We start from the raw sequence: 15,725 nt of genomic DNA on the forward strand, positions 1-15,725 counted from the left end.
AATGTTTTGACTTGCATGTATAGACCTGGATTTTTCTGACAATACTGTGAGCATAAGAATCCAAGGAGGAAATAGATCGATGAATTTATTGGAAAAAACGAGAAAGATTAATCTAATGCTGCAAAAAACGATGGGAGGAAGCGGTGTCGGCTATCAGGATCTGGCACGTCTGCTCTCCGAGGTCATTGCTGCCAATGTATACATCGTGACAGCAGATGGAACGGTGCTGGGGAATGGACTTCATCAGGAGATTCTCTTGAGTGAGGATGACCGTAAAACCAGTCAGCTCCCGTACGAAACCAATCTTAAACTGCTGGAAGTGAACCAGACTCTCGCAAATGAACCGATTCAGAGCCCATACAGTCTGGTTCCGCAAGAACTTCGCTCATTGTTCCCGCAAATGATGACGACAGTCGTTCCGATTAGCGCAGGTGGAAGCCGCCTGGGAACACTTGTTCTTTTGCGCGCGGTGGGTCTGTTTGAAACAGAAGATCTGATTTTGGGTGAAATCGGCGCAACGGTGATCGGCATGAAAATTGTCCGTCAACGTACTGAGCAGATTGAAAATGAGGTTCGGGATAAAACCTTTGCCAAAATCGCGCTTTCTTCGCTGTCCTACAGTGAACAGATCGCAATCGAAAAAATCATGGAGCAGCTGGATGCCAAAGAAGGCTTGCTCGTAGCCAGCCAACTGGCCGATCAAGCAGGTCTGACACGTTCCGTCATCGTAAATGCGCTGCGCAAGCTCGCAAGTGCCGGTGTATTGGAATCCCGTTCTCTTGGCATGAAAGGGACGTATATCAAGGTCCTCAACGACAAATTCCCATCCGAATTGGCCAAATGGAAAACGTCTTAATTCCAGAAATCAGGTAGTACCACGGGCTCATCTCTACGTCTCGTTGCAGACGCAGGGATGGGCTTTTTGCGTAAGCCATTCTCGATGCACCAGCACGACCTTTCCTTACCATCGTATTGTGTTCACATCGGGTTAGAGGTACGATAAAAGTACTATTTTCTGATAACACTGAAATGGATGAATGTTTCAGCGTGAAAATGATGCATCGCCAAATTGGATAACGAGGAGTCGAGAGAGATGAATATCGAGCGCGTTGAGCTGCAGCATCTGCAAATGCCGCTGAAGTTCCGTTTTGAGACGAGCTTTGGAAGTACGACCCTGAAGGATTTCTTGCTGGTAAGCGTATATGGTGATGGTGAGGTAGGCTATGGCGAAAGTGTAGCCATGCCAGATCCTTTCTATAACGAGGAAACAACGGAGACGGTATGGTACATGCTGGAGAAGTTTTTAATTCCGCGTCTTTTGGCGAATCCGGTGGAAACTCCTGAAGAGGTGGCACGTCTATTTGCTCCAATTCGCCGCAACAACATGGCGAAATCCGCGCTTGAAGGAGCGGTTTGGGATCTCTCTTGCAAACAAAAAGGAATTTCTCTCGCCAAAGCCTTGGGTGGAAGCCGATCCGTGATCGATGTGGGCATCAGTATCGGGATTGAGCCTACAGTGGAAGAAGTGCTGGAAAAAGTAGGACAGTATCTGGACGAGGGGTACAAGAAGATCAAAGTGAAGATCAAGCCTGGCTTTGACGTTCAGTTGATTCGAGGCATTCGGGAGCGCTTTGGAGACCAGGTTCCGCTGATGGCCGATGCCAACTCCGCTTATACACTGGATCAGATCGATATTATGAAAGAGCTGGACCAGTACGGCCTGATCATGATCGAACAACCTCTCGCCCATGACGATATTATCGATCATGCCCAGCTTCAAGCGGTGCTCTCCACCCCAATCTGTCTGGACGAAAGCATTCATACTGCAGAGGATGCAAGAAAGGCCATCGAGCTGAAAAGCTGCGGCATCATCAACATCAAGATTGGCCGTGTCGGTGGCTTGACAGAAGCCAAGCGAATCCATGATCTTTGCCAGGCACAAAACATCCCTGTCTGGTGTGGAGGAATGGTCGAGTCAGGAGTGGGCCGTGCCCATAACGTAGCCATTACCTCCTTGCAGAACTTTACGATTCCTGGTGACACTGCGGCTGCCAGCCGATATTGGGACGAGGACATCGTCGAGCCGGGTATTGAGCTGATCGCGCCTGGACAATTGGCTGTGCCAGATGGTCCGGGGATTGGCTACAAGGTGAATCAACAGGCTGTAGGAAAGTACGTACTACGCTCCGCCAATTTCCGTCCATAATCGTGAAAAGGAAAAACGCACAGGCTGCAAGCGATCCGTTTGCTTGGTAGCCCGTGCGTTTTTATGTGCTCAAGAAGACAGAGGGGTAGATTCTTGGGAGATTGTCGTCACAGGAGTCGCCCAATTAGGATGCTGCTCAGCCTGGCGAAACGCACGGAATAGATACAAGCTCATTCCGACCAAGGCCAATGCTATTCCGCCTGCAAGCAACAACGTACCCGATGTAGCGAGTTTGTTTTCCAGTACAAACGAGCAAATCGCGTAGCTGACCGGCCCCAATCCAATCGACATCAGGGAGAGCAAGGACATCACTCGCCCCAGCTTATCGGAAGGAACGATGCTCTGAATATAGGTAATCAACGGAATATTGGTCAAGCTAAGGGTCATTCCCACAATGATCATAGAAGCAATTCCCATCGAGAGCTGCTGCATGAAAAAAATGGAGCTGGTCGCGGCTCCCATCACTCCAAGGAAGACGGGGAGGATCATGAATTTTCCGCGAAAGCCATTGCATAAACCGGTAATGATCCCTCCAAGAATGGTTCCGATTCCCATCGTCATTCCGAGTGTACTGTATGCGCTGCCGTCCCAGCCCAAATCTTTGACTAGAAGCGGCAGGCCCATATTGATTGGACCGGAGAACATCATGTTCATGATGAGTGAGGTGCCCAGAATGATGGCGAGGACCGGAACGGAGAACGAATAGCGAATCCCGGTCCAAATATCCTTCAAATAAGAACCAGAAGCTGCCTTTTCCGTTTCAGCCAGATTGTTGGTTTCTGCTTTGGACGTGTTCAGACGCAAAGTGAGCAGAAACACAGCGCCGGCAAAAAAAGAAACAGCGAGAATCGTGAACATCAGCGGATAGTTTTGCGATCGGATGAGAAACGCTGCAGCCAGAGGACCACATACCATGCTGATCTGCTGCGATATTTCCATCAGGCTATTGGCCGGAGCTAATTGTTCACGCTTTACCAGAAAAGGCAGAATGGAGCTTCGAGCTGGCCAGAAAAAGGCGTCCACGGTACCGAACAAAGCGGCAAGTACGTAAGCGGAGTAGGGCAGCCAGCTGCTTCCTTCACCGAGAAGCAACAGGCTGAATCCCACCAAAAGCAGGCCGCGTAACACCATGGAGATGGTCATGATCCACTTTCGGTTCCACCTGTCAGCTGCCACCCCTCCTGCCAGCATAAAGAGCAGACGTGGGATGGACATGCAGATTAGGGTGGTGCCGAGCATCGCTTCCGATCCCGTGACATCGACAATAAACCAGGAGAGGAGTATGAAAAAAGCGCCATCCGCTAGGGCAGACAGGACCGCACCGCACCAGAGCCGGACAAAGGAGCTGTTTTTCCAAAGGGCTTGTTTGTCTCCCTGACTACTAGTCATTACCTTGATCCCCTTTCTTCTTGCGGTGAATGACGACCTTATCCGTCAGGTACTTGAATTCGGATGGAGCATGCTCATATTCTTCGGGCAAGGATTCGTCTTCGGCTTCAAAGAATCGTTCGTTCGTCATGAAGCCGACCGTAACCAAGTAAAAATTTTCCTCGGTATCCTCAACTTCTCCAGCCTCGATTCGGGCGAGGTGCGTTCTTTCCAGCTGCCCCAGTTCATCCATGAGCGCCTGAAATTTTTTCAGCCATTGCTTGATCTCATGGCGTGGAGCCTTGATTTCTGAACTGCACGCCATAGCAGGAGGGCGCTTATCCTGATCTGCAAACTGCAAGAAGGATTCCTCGGGTGCATTGTACAAACGGGTGATACTGCTTCGCAAATGGTTCAGCATCACTTCCTGCAGGAGCATCGTATCCTCCTGTATGGAGGGGAGCAGAGCGTCGCTGACTTTGAAATCATAGGCTTTGGCACGGAAAAACTTTTGCACGATACCATTCTTTTCTTCCGTCCGCACCACTTCGACGAATCCGTAATGCTCCAGTTCTTTTAGGTGATAATGCACTTTGGAGGGAGAAAGAGACAACAGCGTAGCCAACTGCTTGCCTGTATACTCTTCCTTGACCAGATGAGTGATCATCTCCATACGGAGGGAATCGCTGATCGCTTTTAATTGATCCAATGTCTCGAGAACAAGAAATCGTTTCAAAGGAACCTACCTCATTTCGGATGAACTGAACGATATTTTAAATTTTAAACGTTCAGATTTATTTGAACGTATTGTATCAATTGAATTGGCAGTTTAGCAAGAGCCACTTTTCTGTTTTCCATGTAGATTTTTTCACGACAAGTGTTACAATACGGAAAAATGCGGTGAGAGGTTGGTTGTTCTTCTATGCATCTGTTAAAGCATCCCGTCTTTCTCCGTCTATATCTCGCACACATCGTTCATATCATTGGAAACGAGTTTACGTTTATCGCAGTGGTCGGACTTCTTCATGACCTGAGCGGCTCCGGACTTTCTTTTGCGGCGGGTACTGTTTTTCGGCAGGTGCCCTACGTCCTGACCAGCATTGTTTCCGGGCCATTGCTGGAAAACTGGAACAAAAAACGCGTCATGCTAGTGGTTAATCTGTTGAGGGGGATTCTTGTCAGCCTCTTTTTCTTCATCACTTCGGCTTCTTATTTGTGGGTGGCCTTTTTGCTCTTGATTTTGGTCAACATCTGCAGTGCATTTTTCCAGCCAGCGATGCAAGTGGCTATCGTCAATTCGGTGGAAGAAAAGGATCGATTATCGGCAAATTCCTTACTGCAAGGTACGACCTCCTTCCTGATTATTGTTTGCCAGGGGATCGCAGCTGTACTCGTCTTTCTCTTTTCTTACCGGTACAATTTTTTGTTGGATGCAGCGTGCTATTTTATATCGTTACTCATTTTGCTTCGTTTGCCGTCAATGCTAAACGAATCGCTTCAACGAGCATCCACCAGCTTCCTGGTTCGTTTAAAAGAAGGATTCCAATACATCGGCCAGCAGGGAGAAATCACGAGAGTCATTCTGTATCAGATGGCAGAGCGGATTTGTGCGGCGTATTACATCATGCTGATGTTTTACATCTTGCAGGAGAGAGGACAAGGGCTGTACGTCTTCGGCTTGCTGGATATTCCACTCGGACTGGGCGGCGTTTTGGCTGGAATCATTGCAGCCAAGCTGGCGGACCGTTATCCGGATAGCAAGCTTTCTATCGTCCAGGGCTGGGCTCTGGTAGCGATGGGGATCTGTATTTATGGCGTTTTCCATATCCAACCACTGCTCGGGATAGCTGTCGTCATCCTGTTTTGTGCATTCGCGTCGTTTATCTCCTCAATCCTCTCAGTTACGAAGCTTCAACGATTGACCGACCCAGATTTTTTGGCACGTGTTTTCTCGATTCGCGAGATGGCGACGATGGGCAGCTTCTCCGTAAGCTGTCTGATTCTAGGCTTCGGTGCCGAAAAAGCGGGGAGTGCTGTCACCTCGGGATGGTTGGCGGTATTTGGGATCGTAGCGGGAGCAGTCTGGCTTTGGAGTCACAGTCGTTTGCAAAAGAGAAAAGAGACACAGGTATCCTGATCGTCAAAACCCCTTTCTACGGTGATGCAGAAAGGGGTTTTTTATGGAGAGGGCTTCTAAAGAAGATTGTGCAAAAGCTATTAATATATATAATAGTTGAATAAGTATGATAATGATTCTATAATGATGGAGACAGCTGGTAATAAGGAGCGTTTTACATGAAGGAATTGTGGAAGCAGAGGCCCTTTCGCTGGTATTGGCTGGGGCTGTTTTTATCCGGGTTAGGCGACCAGATGGGATGGATGGCTCTGAGCTGGTATGTGATGGAGCGAACCCAATCCTCTGTAGCGATGGGCGGGATCATCATGGCGTATATGCTGCCAGCTGTGTTCGCCGGTTTGGTTGCGGGTGTTTTGCTAGATCGCTATGATCGCAGAAAGCTGATTGTCGTCGATAACATCGGACGCAGTCTGATTTTTCTAGGGCTTGTACTTCTGCTTGCCATGGAAGTGATTCCGTTGTACTTCGTCTACATACTCGTTGTCTTAGCGGGTATGTTATCTCCACTTAGTTCAGCGGGTGCCCAGACCTTGCTGCCCAGATTGGTGCCCAAAAAGGAACTGCTGGTTAAAGCGAATGGTGTGATGGAGAGTCAATGGCAGATAGTCTACATGTTGGGCCCGGCTGTCGCTGGTGTCCTGATCGGCTGGATCGGACCAGCTAATGTCCTGATTCTGGACGCAATCGGCCTCCTCATTTGTGCATTTTGCTTCTCTCGTCTGCCCAGGCAGCTCGTTGGCAGACAGGAGCCATCTGGGGCAGCCGAAACGAAGGCGGGTCAAGTGGGGCCCTTTTTACGCTCCCTCTGGACGGATATGCGTACGGGGTATCGCTATTTGTTTGGACGCAAGCAGATGCTGATGCTGGTCATCTTCACGTTCTTGTTCAATATGGGATACGGCCCAGTCGAGGTAGCGCTGCCCTTGTATGCCAATCAGAATTTGGAGGCAGGAGCTGTCGGGCTCGGCATGCTCTGGTCTGCTTTGGCTGTTGGTGCGCTGCTCGGCTCCCTGCTGTTTACCTCAATTCGCTGGAAGGTTTCAACTGGGGTGACGCTAGGCGGAATCATTGTGATCTGGGGCTTGGCAACATTGCCGTTAGCTTTTTTTACTCGGCTGGAGATCGCTATGCTTGCGATGGGGATAGCGGGCTTGAGCTTTTCACCCTACAACATCATCTACCGCAGTTACCTGCAAAGGGAAGTACCTGACGAGCTGTTGGGTCGGGTCATGACCAGTATTCGCACGATCACGGGTACGGGAATGCCGGCAGGAGCGGCCGTCTGTGGTGTGCTGATCCCATTAATGGGAGTCCAAGGACTTCTTGGTGCAGGAGCGGCCGCCTGTGTGGTGATTGGAATTGTTGCTCTTGGGTTGTTGCGGGGGTTGGATCGCGCATCACTTGCGATTGATCAGGGGAGCAGCGATGCGCTTCATCCAGTTGGGCAGAAGGGCATAGAGCTTGGAGAGGAGCGAAAGCCGTAGGGGCATCGCTACCTCAGGCTGTCTTTTATCTACGGCTATTAGGATGCGCTCTGCTGTTTGCTCGGGTGTCAGCAGGTAGCGACTGATCTTGCTGCGATAAACACCCGTGTGATCAGCTCTATCCAAAAAAGGAGTATCAATGGGCCCTGGCATGGCACAGGTGACGTGTACGCCTGTGTCAGCGAGTTCATGGCGGAGGCCTTCACTAAAGCGAATGACAGCTGCTTTGCTTGCGGCATAAACGGCAGCTTTCGCAGTGGCCACCTGTCCGGCCAGCGATGCGACGTTGACGATATGCCCGGATCTGGTTTGCAGCATCATGGGTAAGAAGGCACGTGTCAGATACATCACGCCCGCGATATTCGTATGGAGAGTTTCTTCCAATTCCTCCAGACGCATGTCGGTTAGCGGGGTGAAGACAGCAGTGCCTGCGTTATTGTATAAAACCTCGCATCGCCCAAAGCGTACCTGCACCCATGCAGCAAAATGGCGTACGGCATCATTGCTGCTTACGTCCAAGGGGTGGACATGCAACCGCTCGTGGGACGAAAATTGCTGAGTCAATGCATCTAAGGCTTCTGGACGGCGGCCGGTGGCAATGACCAGATCGCCTTTTTCCAGATGAAGACGGGTGAGGGCACGCCCCAATCCTCCGGTGGCTCCTGTAATCACGACAATTCGGGGAGAAGTCATAGGTGGCAGGGTCTCCTTTTTTTGGTCGATGGGAATAGTTAAACACGTCATCGCTTCATTCGTCTATGCAGTTGGCTTTCATGCCTGCACGGGTTTGGCAAGTATAAGCTCGCACATTGAGGTGAAGGATAGCCCCTAGGGGGTGAATCGTATGCCGCAAGTAAACTGTAGCGTGGCAAACTGTGAATACTGGGCACAGGGAAACAAGTGCAGCGCCGACGAGATTTTGGTTGAGATCGACGCACATGCACAACAAAACCTCAGAGTAGAATTTGCTGGTGAGTATGGTCAAGGCAGCAGCACTGATACTAACCACCAGGATACAGCCAAACATTCCTCCGAAACCTGTTGCCTGACGTTCAAGCCGAAGTCTCAGGAGAAGTAGTAAGAAAAGACGTATCCGCCTATTTGGGTGAGATACGTCTTTTACTGTGAAAAACGTCCATGTATCTACCCTCTTAGGCTGTAGGACGCTTTGGGAAACAGGCTTTGCATCATGCTATTCACTTCTTCCCAGGTATGGACCCGATGAATTCGCTCGGGCAGGGTTCCCTGGTTATAGGGCGTATCAAACAGAAACACGGGGATCTCCAATGCATCTGACAATTGCAGGGCATTTTCCAGACGATCCTCCAGAAAAAGGTCTACATCCCACTTGCGTGCTGAAGAAAGCTTGTCGTGGGAACCGATCAAATCCACTTCATGGTAGGGGATTTCGTACCTGGAAAACCAGTTCAATGTCACATCGAGATGCCGGTATTCCCGTGCACTGATGTAAACAAGCTTGTGCTTTTGATGCCAAAGCCTTAATATCTGATCGGCTGTCCCGTGTACAGGTGCCTCGTCGTAAAGCCGCTCGCCGTACTGATCGAGCCAGATGGCAAACTCTTCATCCGTAATATTGTAAACATTGGCCAAGTTGTACTCGAAACAGTCTTCATATCGTAAATTTCTGCCAAAGCTTTCATTCATGAGCGGTACAATACTGCTTGGTGAGGTTACTGTACCGTCAATATCAATGCCAATCGTTAGGACTTTCTCTGATTTCATCCTCTCGCCTCCCGTTTAAATTGTACACCCTCAGCAGAGAATAAGGCTACTTCCTTCACCAACAAATCCTTTTCCATTAAAGGGGCTGAGCATGCCATGACGGACCAGGAAGAACGTATGACTGCGAAGCGTAAGGAAGATACCGGTTTTTCTGAGACGGTGGATCTGCACGATACGGAGATTGCTGCCGATACGTGGACTCGCGCCGCATTGTCGGATGATACTTCTGCTCCCAAGCGGAAAATCGAGTACGATCCGTATACACAGACAGAACGCTACACAGGTGAACTGGATGGTGAAGAAGTAGCGTATTCCGAGCAGACGGAAGAGGAGAGTCGGCCTACGAAGCACTTTACCGCTCGTGGGGTACACGACGCCGACGTCGAGACGGCGGCCGAAATCGCTGAACCGATTCGTGGACGGACGCGCCAGTCGGATGATGAAGACATCGATGGCAGCCCACAAAGTGGAGCCAGCGGTGTCGGCGTTACGGGACTGGTGCTGTCTATCCTCTCACTCTTCATGTGGCCGTACCTGCTGGGAATCGTGGGAATCGTGCTTGGTATTATTGCGTATCGCCGCGATGCGAGAACGTTGGGTGGATGGGCAATAGCCATTGGCGTTATCGGGATCTTGGGTGCCTTGGTCATTTACCCGTACTTTACGACGCGATAACCATTAGCCACGTTTCCGGGAAAAGCCTCTCCACTTAGCTGGAGGGGTTTTTTTCATTGATAGAAAGCAGAAACAAAAGGCGTAATCGCAGCCGTCACGGCTTGCTCGAATACATCAGCACGCTTGATCCGCCCGTCTGTCAACAAGGCATAAGCGCCTCCCTGCTGATTGCTGCCGGTCGTATTCCCCCACTCATCGATTACGGTACGCAGTTCAATTCCTTCGCGCACGATACGTTCTGCAGCCTGTCTGGGAATCGGAAAGCTGAGACCTTTTCCGACATACAGCGACTCGCCATTCCAGGCAGCACATATGGAGATTAAATACCACTGCTGTGTAAAGCGATCATCGTACATCAGTCCGCCTTCCAGACCGAGCCCGATGTCGTTGCCAGGCATTTGAGCGAGTACCGCTTTCGCACGATTGATCGCTCCTTGTACAGTCTCTTCCTCGGAAAGAGGCTGATCGGATACTCCTGAAGGAACGGATAGACAGGCAGGCTCTGCACCGGTAGCTTGTACCACTGCTAATTTTTTGGCTGCGTTGGTCGTTCCCAAGGCATAGCGGAACTGGGAAATATCCATATCAACTTGCTCCTTTATTTGCTTGTTAGGGAGTAGTATACCATTACATCGAATTTCCCACGAAGGTTGACCAATGTGTTAAGATAATTCTTACAAACATAAGCGACCTAAACAGGGAAAAAAGAGGAGTAGAGGAATGAAGTTTACGAAAATGCATGGATTGGGCAACGACTATGTATACGTCAACTGTTTTGAGGAAGATTTATGCAGTGTAGATCTTCCCGAACTGGCACGGCGGGTAAGCGATCGTCATTTCGGGATTGGCGGCGATGGGCTTATTTTGATTCTTCCCTCGGAGCGGGCGGATTTTCGCATGCGCGTGTTCAACAATGACGGCAGTGAAGCGAAAAACTGCGGTAACGGCCTGCGCTGCGTAAGCAAATATGTCTACGACCACGGATTGACCTCCAAACAGACATTTACCGTAGAAACACTGGGCGGGATCGTGACACCGATCGTGTATCCTGGCGAAGATGGAAAAGTGGAGCAGATCAGCATTGACATGGGCGAGCCACGTTTTGAGCGTTCTGCGATTCCGATGACGGGCATTCCGGAAGAACAGGCTGTGGAGGAAGTCATTGAGGTCGAAGATGTGACGTTCACGATGACAGCGGTTTCGATGGGGAATCCACATGCAGTCATTTTCATGGATGAAGTAAATGAAGAGGAAGTCCGTCTCTATGGTCCGAAAATTGAGTTTCACGAATGGTTTCCCGAGAGGACGAACGTCGAGTTTATTCAAATCGAAAATCGCCAGGAAATCCATTTTCGGGTTTGGGAACGCGGGACAGGTGTAACCCTTGCCTGTGGAACAGGTGCATGTGCTGCAGTAGTGGCAGCCTGTCTAAGCGGAAAGACGGATCGAAAAGTGACCGTCCATCTTGCTGGTGGAGATCTGTTTATTGAGTGGCGGGAGTCCGACAATCGCGTCATCATGACAGGACCAGCGACGGAAGTGTTTTCCGGTGTCTATCTGGACGCGATGCCTCGAAAATCTTGACATGTACAAGCATACAGAGAAACAAAAACAGCGTGATGCCAGCTCCTGAATTTGAGCTGAGTGTCACGCTGTTGATATTTGTGTACGCTTAAACATTACCCGTTGTACATTTCGTTAAGATAGGCAACTTCTGATCGATGGTATAAGGGCGTATTTTTTTTGTTCATCTTGGCTAGTTCGGCTTGCAGTTTTTTTATCTCTGCTTCCATTTTGGTGATTTTTTCTTGCATGGCTTGAGTTGTCATGGTTGTTCTCTCCTAAGTTGTTTTTATCTAAATTTATTGACTATTCTAAAGAAAGCGATCAATGAAGTAAAGAGCCTATTTATGGATGTAAGCGGTTACTTCGTGAAAGAAATGTGAACAACCGCTCAATCGATGGATAAAATTGGCTATTTGTGCGGAGAAAGGTGGGGAAAATAAGTATACAGACTGCTTTTTCGCTATATGTGATCGGGGAAAAGTCGTGTTATGATGAAGCGAAGACTAGGGCACATGCCCTCAGGAAGGTGTGGACTAGTGATTTATTTGGACAACAGTGCGACTACCCGTCCTCATCCGCAAGTCATTGAGACGATGAGCCGGGCGATGGCAAGCTATTATGGCAATCCCTCTTCCCTGCACCGCAAAGGCTTGGAAGCAGAAAGCGTGCTCAAGCAGGCCAGAGAAGTTGCCGCCAAGTATCTTGGATGCAAGCCAGGAGAAGTCATTTTTACTTCAGGCGGCACGGAGAGCAATAATGCGGCAATAAAAGGCGTTGCCTTCCAATATCAAGGTAGAGGAAAACATATCATTACTACGCAGGTGGAACATCCGGCTGTTTTTGATGTTTGCAAGCAGCTCGAATCGATGGGCTTCACAGTGACCTATGTGCCTGTCGATCATGAAGGTCGGGTCAGACTGGAGGATGTTCAGCAGGCGATGCGTCCTGATACGATTTTGGTATCGGTGATGCATGTGAACAACGAGCTGGGCACGATTCAACCAGTTGCGGAGATCGGCAAGTGGCTGAAGCAGTTTCCAAAGGTTCTTTTCCATGTCGATGCCGTTCAAGGAATTGGAAAGGTACCGTTGAAGCTCAAGGATTCAGGGATTGATCTGCTGAGTGTGTCCGCCCACAAATTTTATGGCCCGCGAGGCGTAGGCATTCTCTTTAAAAGAGAAGGATTGATCATACAGCCTCTTCTGATGGGTGGTGGCCAGGAAGCTGGGGTTCGTTCCGGGACTGAGAATCTGCCGGCAATCGCAGGATTGGCCAAGGCCATCCGCATCTTGGAGGAACTGGGCTCGGTAGAAACGGTACGATTGCAGCGTTTGCTGGAGCAGCTGCGAGAAGGGATTTCCCAAATTGAAGGCTGTCAGGTGAACACGCCAAAGTCAGGCGTAGCGCCACACATCATGAATCTGTCGGTGCCTGGCGTGAAGGCAGAGGTCTTGCTGCATGCGTTAGAGGAGCGGGGATTTTACGTTTCCACGAAATCTGCATGCTCGTCGAAGGCAAATGAGCCGAGTCGAGTCCTTATGGCGATCGGCATTGAAGCAGAGTGTGCGCTGTCGTCGCTGCGGATTAGTCTGGGCCGTGAAAATACGGCAGACGAGGTTAACCAGTTTGTTGCAGCCTTGCGAGAGTGTGTGAAAAGCCTGCGTGCTTACATGAAGACGGAAACAAAAAGCGTAACTAGATAAGGAGACAAGCATGAACTACGATGTCATTTTAATTCGTTATGGTGAATTGGCTTTGAAAGGACGCAACCGTGATCAGTTCGAGGAAGCACTCGCACGAAGCGTGAAAAGTGTGCTGCGTTCCTTTTTTAAAGTAAAGGTAAGACGGAATTACGGAAGAATGTATGTAGAATTGCACGGTGAAGACGCCTACGAGGTAATGGACCGACTCAAGCGCGTATTCGGGATCTCTTCGTTCAGCCCTACCATTCAGGTAGATGCGGACATCGAATCCATCAAGGAAAGAGCACTGGAGTTGATCCGTCAGCTGGACCCGGAACCGCGGACGTTTCGCGTAGTGACACGTCGTGCAGACAAGCGCTATCCGATTCCTTCGATGGAAGTAAATCGTATCGTGGGAACGCATATTCTGCGGGCATTGCCCAAAATCAAGGTAGACGTGCATGAGCCTGAAACAATTGTCAACATCGAGATTCGCACAGAAGGAACGTACATCAGCTGCGAAACCATTGCTGGTCCAGGAGGGCTGCCTGTAGGGGTGAGCGGTAAGGTACTGCTCCTGCTTTCCGGTGGCATCGACAGTCCGGTAGCGGGCTGGATGATGCTGAAGCGCGGAGTTACGCTCGAGGCGATCCATTTTCACAGTTATCCGTTTACAAGTGAACGCGCGTTGCAAAAAGTACGCGATCTCGCCCACAAATTAACCAAGTGGGGCGGTACGGTAAAGCTTCATGTGGTGCCTTTTACCGAGATTCAGACTCAAATTCGGGAAAAGTGTCCAGAGGATTACTTGATTACGATCATGCGCCGCTTTATGATGCGCGTGTCTGAGCGAGTAGCTGCAAATACGGGAGCGAAGGCTTTGGCTTCAGGGGAAAGCTTGGGACAAGTAGCCTCGCAAACGCTGGAGAGCATGGATACGATCAATAAAGTAATCTCGATCCCGATGCTGCGTCCGCTGGTTGCGATGGATAAAATCGAAATCACGGACATTTCAAGAAAAATTGATACCTATGAACTGTCCATCCTGCCTTACGAGGACTGCTGCACGGTGTTTACGCCTAAAAATCCGGTGACGAGACCCAAAGCCTATTTGGCAGCGCGTTTTGAGGAGGCACTGGATGTAGAAGCTCTTGTAAACGCAGCGGTGGAAGGAACGGTCATTGAAGAAATTACATCGAAAACGAATGAAGCAGTGAACGATTTATTCTAAAGATAGAAGGGGTACCGGGGGAGGATTAGGGCATGATTATTCGATATGAGCGCAATGGCAAGATCAAGCATGGCTGGATGGTCGAAGAAGAGAACAAGGTTCGTGTCATCGAAGGCGATATTTACAAGATCCATTCAGCCAAACCGATTATGACAGGTCTGGAGCTGCCGCTTGAGGAAGTGACACTGAAAGCGCCGACTGCCCCCAGTAAAGTGGTCTGTATCGGGGTCAATTACCGGGATCACGCTGAAGAGATGGGACTTGAGCTGCCGGCCGAACCATTGATGTTCCTGAAGCCATCGACAACGGTTGTAGGACCAGGAGAGCCTATCGTCTATCCGAAGCTGACGGAAAATCTTCATTATGAAGGTGAACTGGCTGTCATCATCAAGAAGGAAGCCAAGCAGGTCAAGGCAAAGGATGCTGACGATTACATCCTCGGCTTCACTTGCGCGATCGATGTGACGGCTAGGGATCTGCAGATGAAGGATGGGCAATGGACACGTGGGAAAAGCTTTGATACGTTCTGCCCGCTAGGCCCTGCAATTGCTGCCAAGTTAGACTATCAAAATCTGCGGATCGTGACACGCGTAAATGGAGAGGTGCGCCAGGATTCCAACACGAATCAAATGGTCTTTACGGTCCCACAATTAGTGGAAGCTGTATCGGCTGTGATGACGCTTCTGCCTGGCGATGTGATTTTGACCGGTACTCCTCCCGGTGTCGGACCACTGCAGGTTGGAGATGAAATCTCCGTATTCATCGAAGGAATCGGTACGTTGTCTACGCGAGTTCAAACAGAAGAATAATCTAATATGACATGTCAAAGTAGAAAAGCCCCTGTTACAGGGGCTTTTCTACAGTCTTTTCTATTCTATTTCATCTGGCTCATCATGTGTCGGATGTGCACCTGGGTACTGACGAGGCAAATCTTCGTGCATTTGTCTCGTCTCGTAAGTAAAGCGGGTGGTGGTGGAATGCTGTCCTGGTTCCCAGCCTGTTGCTTTCCCTAATTTCGCTTCGTTCGTTGCCGAGCCATAGGGTCCTTCCGGGAATTCTTCCTGGAGGATTTCATTTCTTTGTGATTCTACTGTAGAAAGTTCATTGTATTGCCCGTTTTCATATTCCTCATAGGTTGGTTTTGGAGTCACAGGTACACCGCCTTTTGCTGAGATATGGAGAAGCCGTTCTGGATAGTTTGAAGTAAAGCATGAAAAGGTATGCATATGCGTGTTGACTTCCATTAAACGTTCATGTATATTTAACTTCTGCACTTTGCAGATAGTTTCATTGAAAAAAACGAGCAAAAAAAATTAAAACAATCTTGACTTCTGCCTTGTCGATTTGATATATTAGTTGTTGTCGCCGCTGAGTTGTCAGGCGCGGTTAAAAAAACACTTGCAATCGACTGGTGAATGGTGTTAAGATAAAAAGGTCGCCCACGAGCGATTGTGAATAAAAAATGCTCTTTGAAAACTGAACAGCGAAAGCGTTGATGAGTCTATCATGAAATGATTTGCCAGCTTTGAACCAGATACAAACTTTATTGGAGAGTTTGATCCTGGCTCAGGACGAACGCTGGCGGCGTGCCTAATACATGCAAGTCGAGCGAGGGTCTTTAAGACCCTAGCGG

At 49.5% G+C, this 15,725-nt stretch carries 17 protein-coding genes and 1 rRNA gene; 11 read left to right on the top strand and 7 right to left on the bottom strand.

What is annotated here, in order from left to right; translation table 11 throughout:
• The first annotated feature begins 79 nt into the window (after positions 1 to 79).
• Both codY and menC read left to right on the top strand, forming a co-directional pair.
• Positions 80 to 856: a GTP-sensing pleiotropic transcriptional regulator CodY gene (gene codY, locus EDM52_RS19525; RefSeq protein ID WP_122910626.1), complete on the top strand. Its 777-nt coding sequence runs from the start codon at positions 80 to 82 to the stop codon at positions 854 to 856.
• 237 nt (positions 857 to 1,093) lie between these two features.
• Positions 1,094 to 2,206 (top strand): o-succinylbenzoate synthase, encoded by a 1,113-nt coding sequence (gene menC / locus EDM52_RS19530; protein WP_122910627.1) that lies wholly within the window; start codon positions 1,094 to 1,096, stop codon positions 2,204 to 2,206.
• 69 nt (positions 2,207 to 2,275) lie between these two features.
• Here menC and EDM52_RS19535 read toward each other — a convergent pair whose 3' ends face one another.
• Together EDM52_RS19535 and EDM52_RS19540 are read right to left on the bottom strand one after the other, a co-directional pair.
• On the bottom strand, positions 2,276 to 3,595 hold the full coding sequence (locus EDM52_RS19535; protein ID WP_122910628.1) for an MFS transporter: 1,320 nt from the start codon (positions 3,593 to 3,595) through the stop codon (positions 2,276 to 2,278).
• A complete protein-coding gene (locus tag EDM52_RS19540) occupies positions 3,588 to 4,283 on the bottom strand; it encodes an ArsR/SmtB family transcription factor (protein WP_245997155.1) in 696 nt (231 codons plus the stop codon). Before EDM52_RS19540 ends, EDM52_RS19535 begins: the two co-directional genes overlap by 8 nt.
• Before the next feature lie 213 nt (positions 4,284 to 4,496).
• Between EDM52_RS19540 and EDM52_RS19545 the strand changes: the two genes are divergently transcribed.
• On the top strand, positions 4,497 to 5,711 hold the full coding sequence (locus EDM52_RS19545) for an MFS transporter (RefSeq protein ID WP_122910630.1): 1,215 nt from the start codon (positions 4,497 to 4,499) through the stop codon (positions 5,709 to 5,711).
• 158 nt (positions 5,712 to 5,869) lie between these two features.
• A complete protein-coding gene (locus tag EDM52_RS19550) occupies positions 5,870 to 7,195 on the top strand; it encodes an MFS transporter (protein WP_122910631.1) in 1,326 nt (441 codons plus the stop codon).
• Here the strand turns inward: EDM52_RS19550 and EDM52_RS19555 are convergent.
• A complete protein-coding gene (locus tag EDM52_RS19555) occupies positions 7,109 to 7,888 on the bottom strand; it encodes an SDR family NAD(P)-dependent oxidoreductase (protein WP_122910632.1) in 780 nt (259 codons plus the stop codon). The two genes, EDM52_RS19550 and EDM52_RS19555, sit on opposite strands and share 87 nt — an antisense overlap.
• 151 nt (positions 7,889 to 8,039) lie before the next feature.
• Between EDM52_RS19555 and EDM52_RS19560 the strand changes: the two genes are divergently transcribed.
• Positions 8,040 to 8,273: a DUF1540 domain-containing protein gene (locus tag EDM52_RS19560; protein WP_122910633.1), complete on the top strand. Its 234-nt coding sequence runs from the start codon at positions 8,040 to 8,042 to the stop codon at positions 8,271 to 8,273.
• Positions 8,274 to 8,338: 65 nt separating this feature from the next.
• Here EDM52_RS19560 and EDM52_RS19565 read toward each other — a convergent pair whose 3' ends face one another.
• Positions 8,339 to 8,938 carry a 5' nucleotidase, NT5C type gene (locus EDM52_RS19565; protein WP_122910634.1) on the bottom strand — a complete coding sequence of 200 codons (600 nt, stop codon included), beginning with the start codon at positions 8,936 to 8,938 and terminating at the stop codon, positions 8,339 to 8,341.
• A 96-nt stretch (positions 8,939 to 9,034) separates the two neighbouring features.
• Between EDM52_RS19565 and EDM52_RS19570 the strand changes: the two genes are divergently transcribed.
• Entirely contained in the window at positions 9,035 to 9,613 is a 579-nt protein-coding gene (locus EDM52_RS19570; RefSeq protein WP_122910635.1) for a DUF4190 domain-containing protein, read from the top strand.
• Between the two features lie 53 nt (positions 9,614 to 9,666).
• On the opposite strand, the gene EDM52_RS19575 is transcribed toward EDM52_RS19570, so the two are convergent.
• On the bottom strand, positions 9,667 to 10,197 hold the full coding sequence (locus EDM52_RS19575; protein ID WP_122910636.1) for a DUF84 family protein: 531 nt from the start codon (positions 10,195 to 10,197) through the stop codon (positions 9,667 to 9,669).
• A 136-nt stretch (positions 10,198 to 10,333) separates the two neighbouring features.
• Here EDM52_RS19575 and dapF point away from each other — a divergent pair, with 136 nt between their 5' ends.
• Complete coding sequence (dapF, locus tag EDM52_RS19580) at positions 10,334 to 11,197, top strand: diaminopimelate epimerase (RefSeq protein WP_122910637.1); 864 nt, start codon at positions 10,334 to 10,336, stop codon at positions 11,195 to 11,197.
• Positions 11,198 to 11,292: 95 nt separating this feature from the next.
• Here dapF and EDM52_RS24805 read toward each other — a convergent pair whose 3' ends face one another.
• On the bottom strand, positions 11,293 to 11,442 hold the full coding sequence (locus EDM52_RS24805) for a hypothetical protein (RefSeq protein ID WP_183185206.1): 150 nt from the start codon (positions 11,440 to 11,442) through the stop codon (positions 11,293 to 11,295).
• Between the two features lie 273 nt (positions 11,443 to 11,715).
• On the opposite strand from EDM52_RS24805, the gene EDM52_RS19585 reads away from it, so the two are divergent.
• The 3 genes from EDM52_RS19585 to EDM52_RS19595 are packed head-to-tail and all read left to right on the top strand — an operon-like array spanning position 11,716 to position 14,901.
• Entirely contained in the window at positions 11,716 to 12,882 is a 1,167-nt protein-coding gene (locus EDM52_RS19585; RefSeq protein ID WP_183185208.1) for a cysteine desulfurase family protein, read from the top strand.
• A 10-nt stretch (positions 12,883 to 12,892) separates the two neighbouring features.
• Positions 12,893 to 14,092 (top strand): tRNA uracil 4-sulfurtransferase ThiI, encoded by a 1,200-nt coding sequence (thiI, locus tag EDM52_RS19590; protein WP_122910638.1) that lies wholly within the window; start codon positions 12,893 to 12,895, stop codon positions 14,090 to 14,092.
• A 32-nt stretch (positions 14,093 to 14,124) separates the two neighbouring features.
• On the top strand, positions 14,125 to 14,901 hold the full coding sequence (locus EDM52_RS19595) for a fumarylacetoacetate hydrolase family protein (protein WP_122910639.1): 777 nt from the start codon (positions 14,125 to 14,127) through the stop codon (positions 14,899 to 14,901).
• Positions 14,902 to 14,961: 60 nt separating this feature from the next.
• On the opposite strand, the gene EDM52_RS19600 is transcribed toward EDM52_RS19595, so the two are convergent.
• Positions 14,962 to 15,243 carry a hypothetical protein gene (locus EDM52_RS19600; protein WP_122910642.1) on the bottom strand — a complete coding sequence of 94 codons (282 nt, stop codon included), beginning with the start codon at positions 15,241 to 15,243 and terminating at the stop codon, positions 14,962 to 14,964.
• Between the two features lie 392 nt (positions 15,244 to 15,635).
• Here EDM52_RS19600 and EDM52_RS19605 point away from each other — a divergent pair.
• Positions 15,636 to 15,725 (top strand): 16S ribosomal RNA (locus EDM52_RS19605); the annotation flags it as partial.

It is taken from the genome of Brevibacillus invocatus (assembly GCF_003710915.1).
GTDB classification, from domain to species: domain Bacteria; phylum Bacillota; class Bacilli; order Brevibacillales; family Brevibacillaceae; genus Brevibacillus; species Brevibacillus invocatus.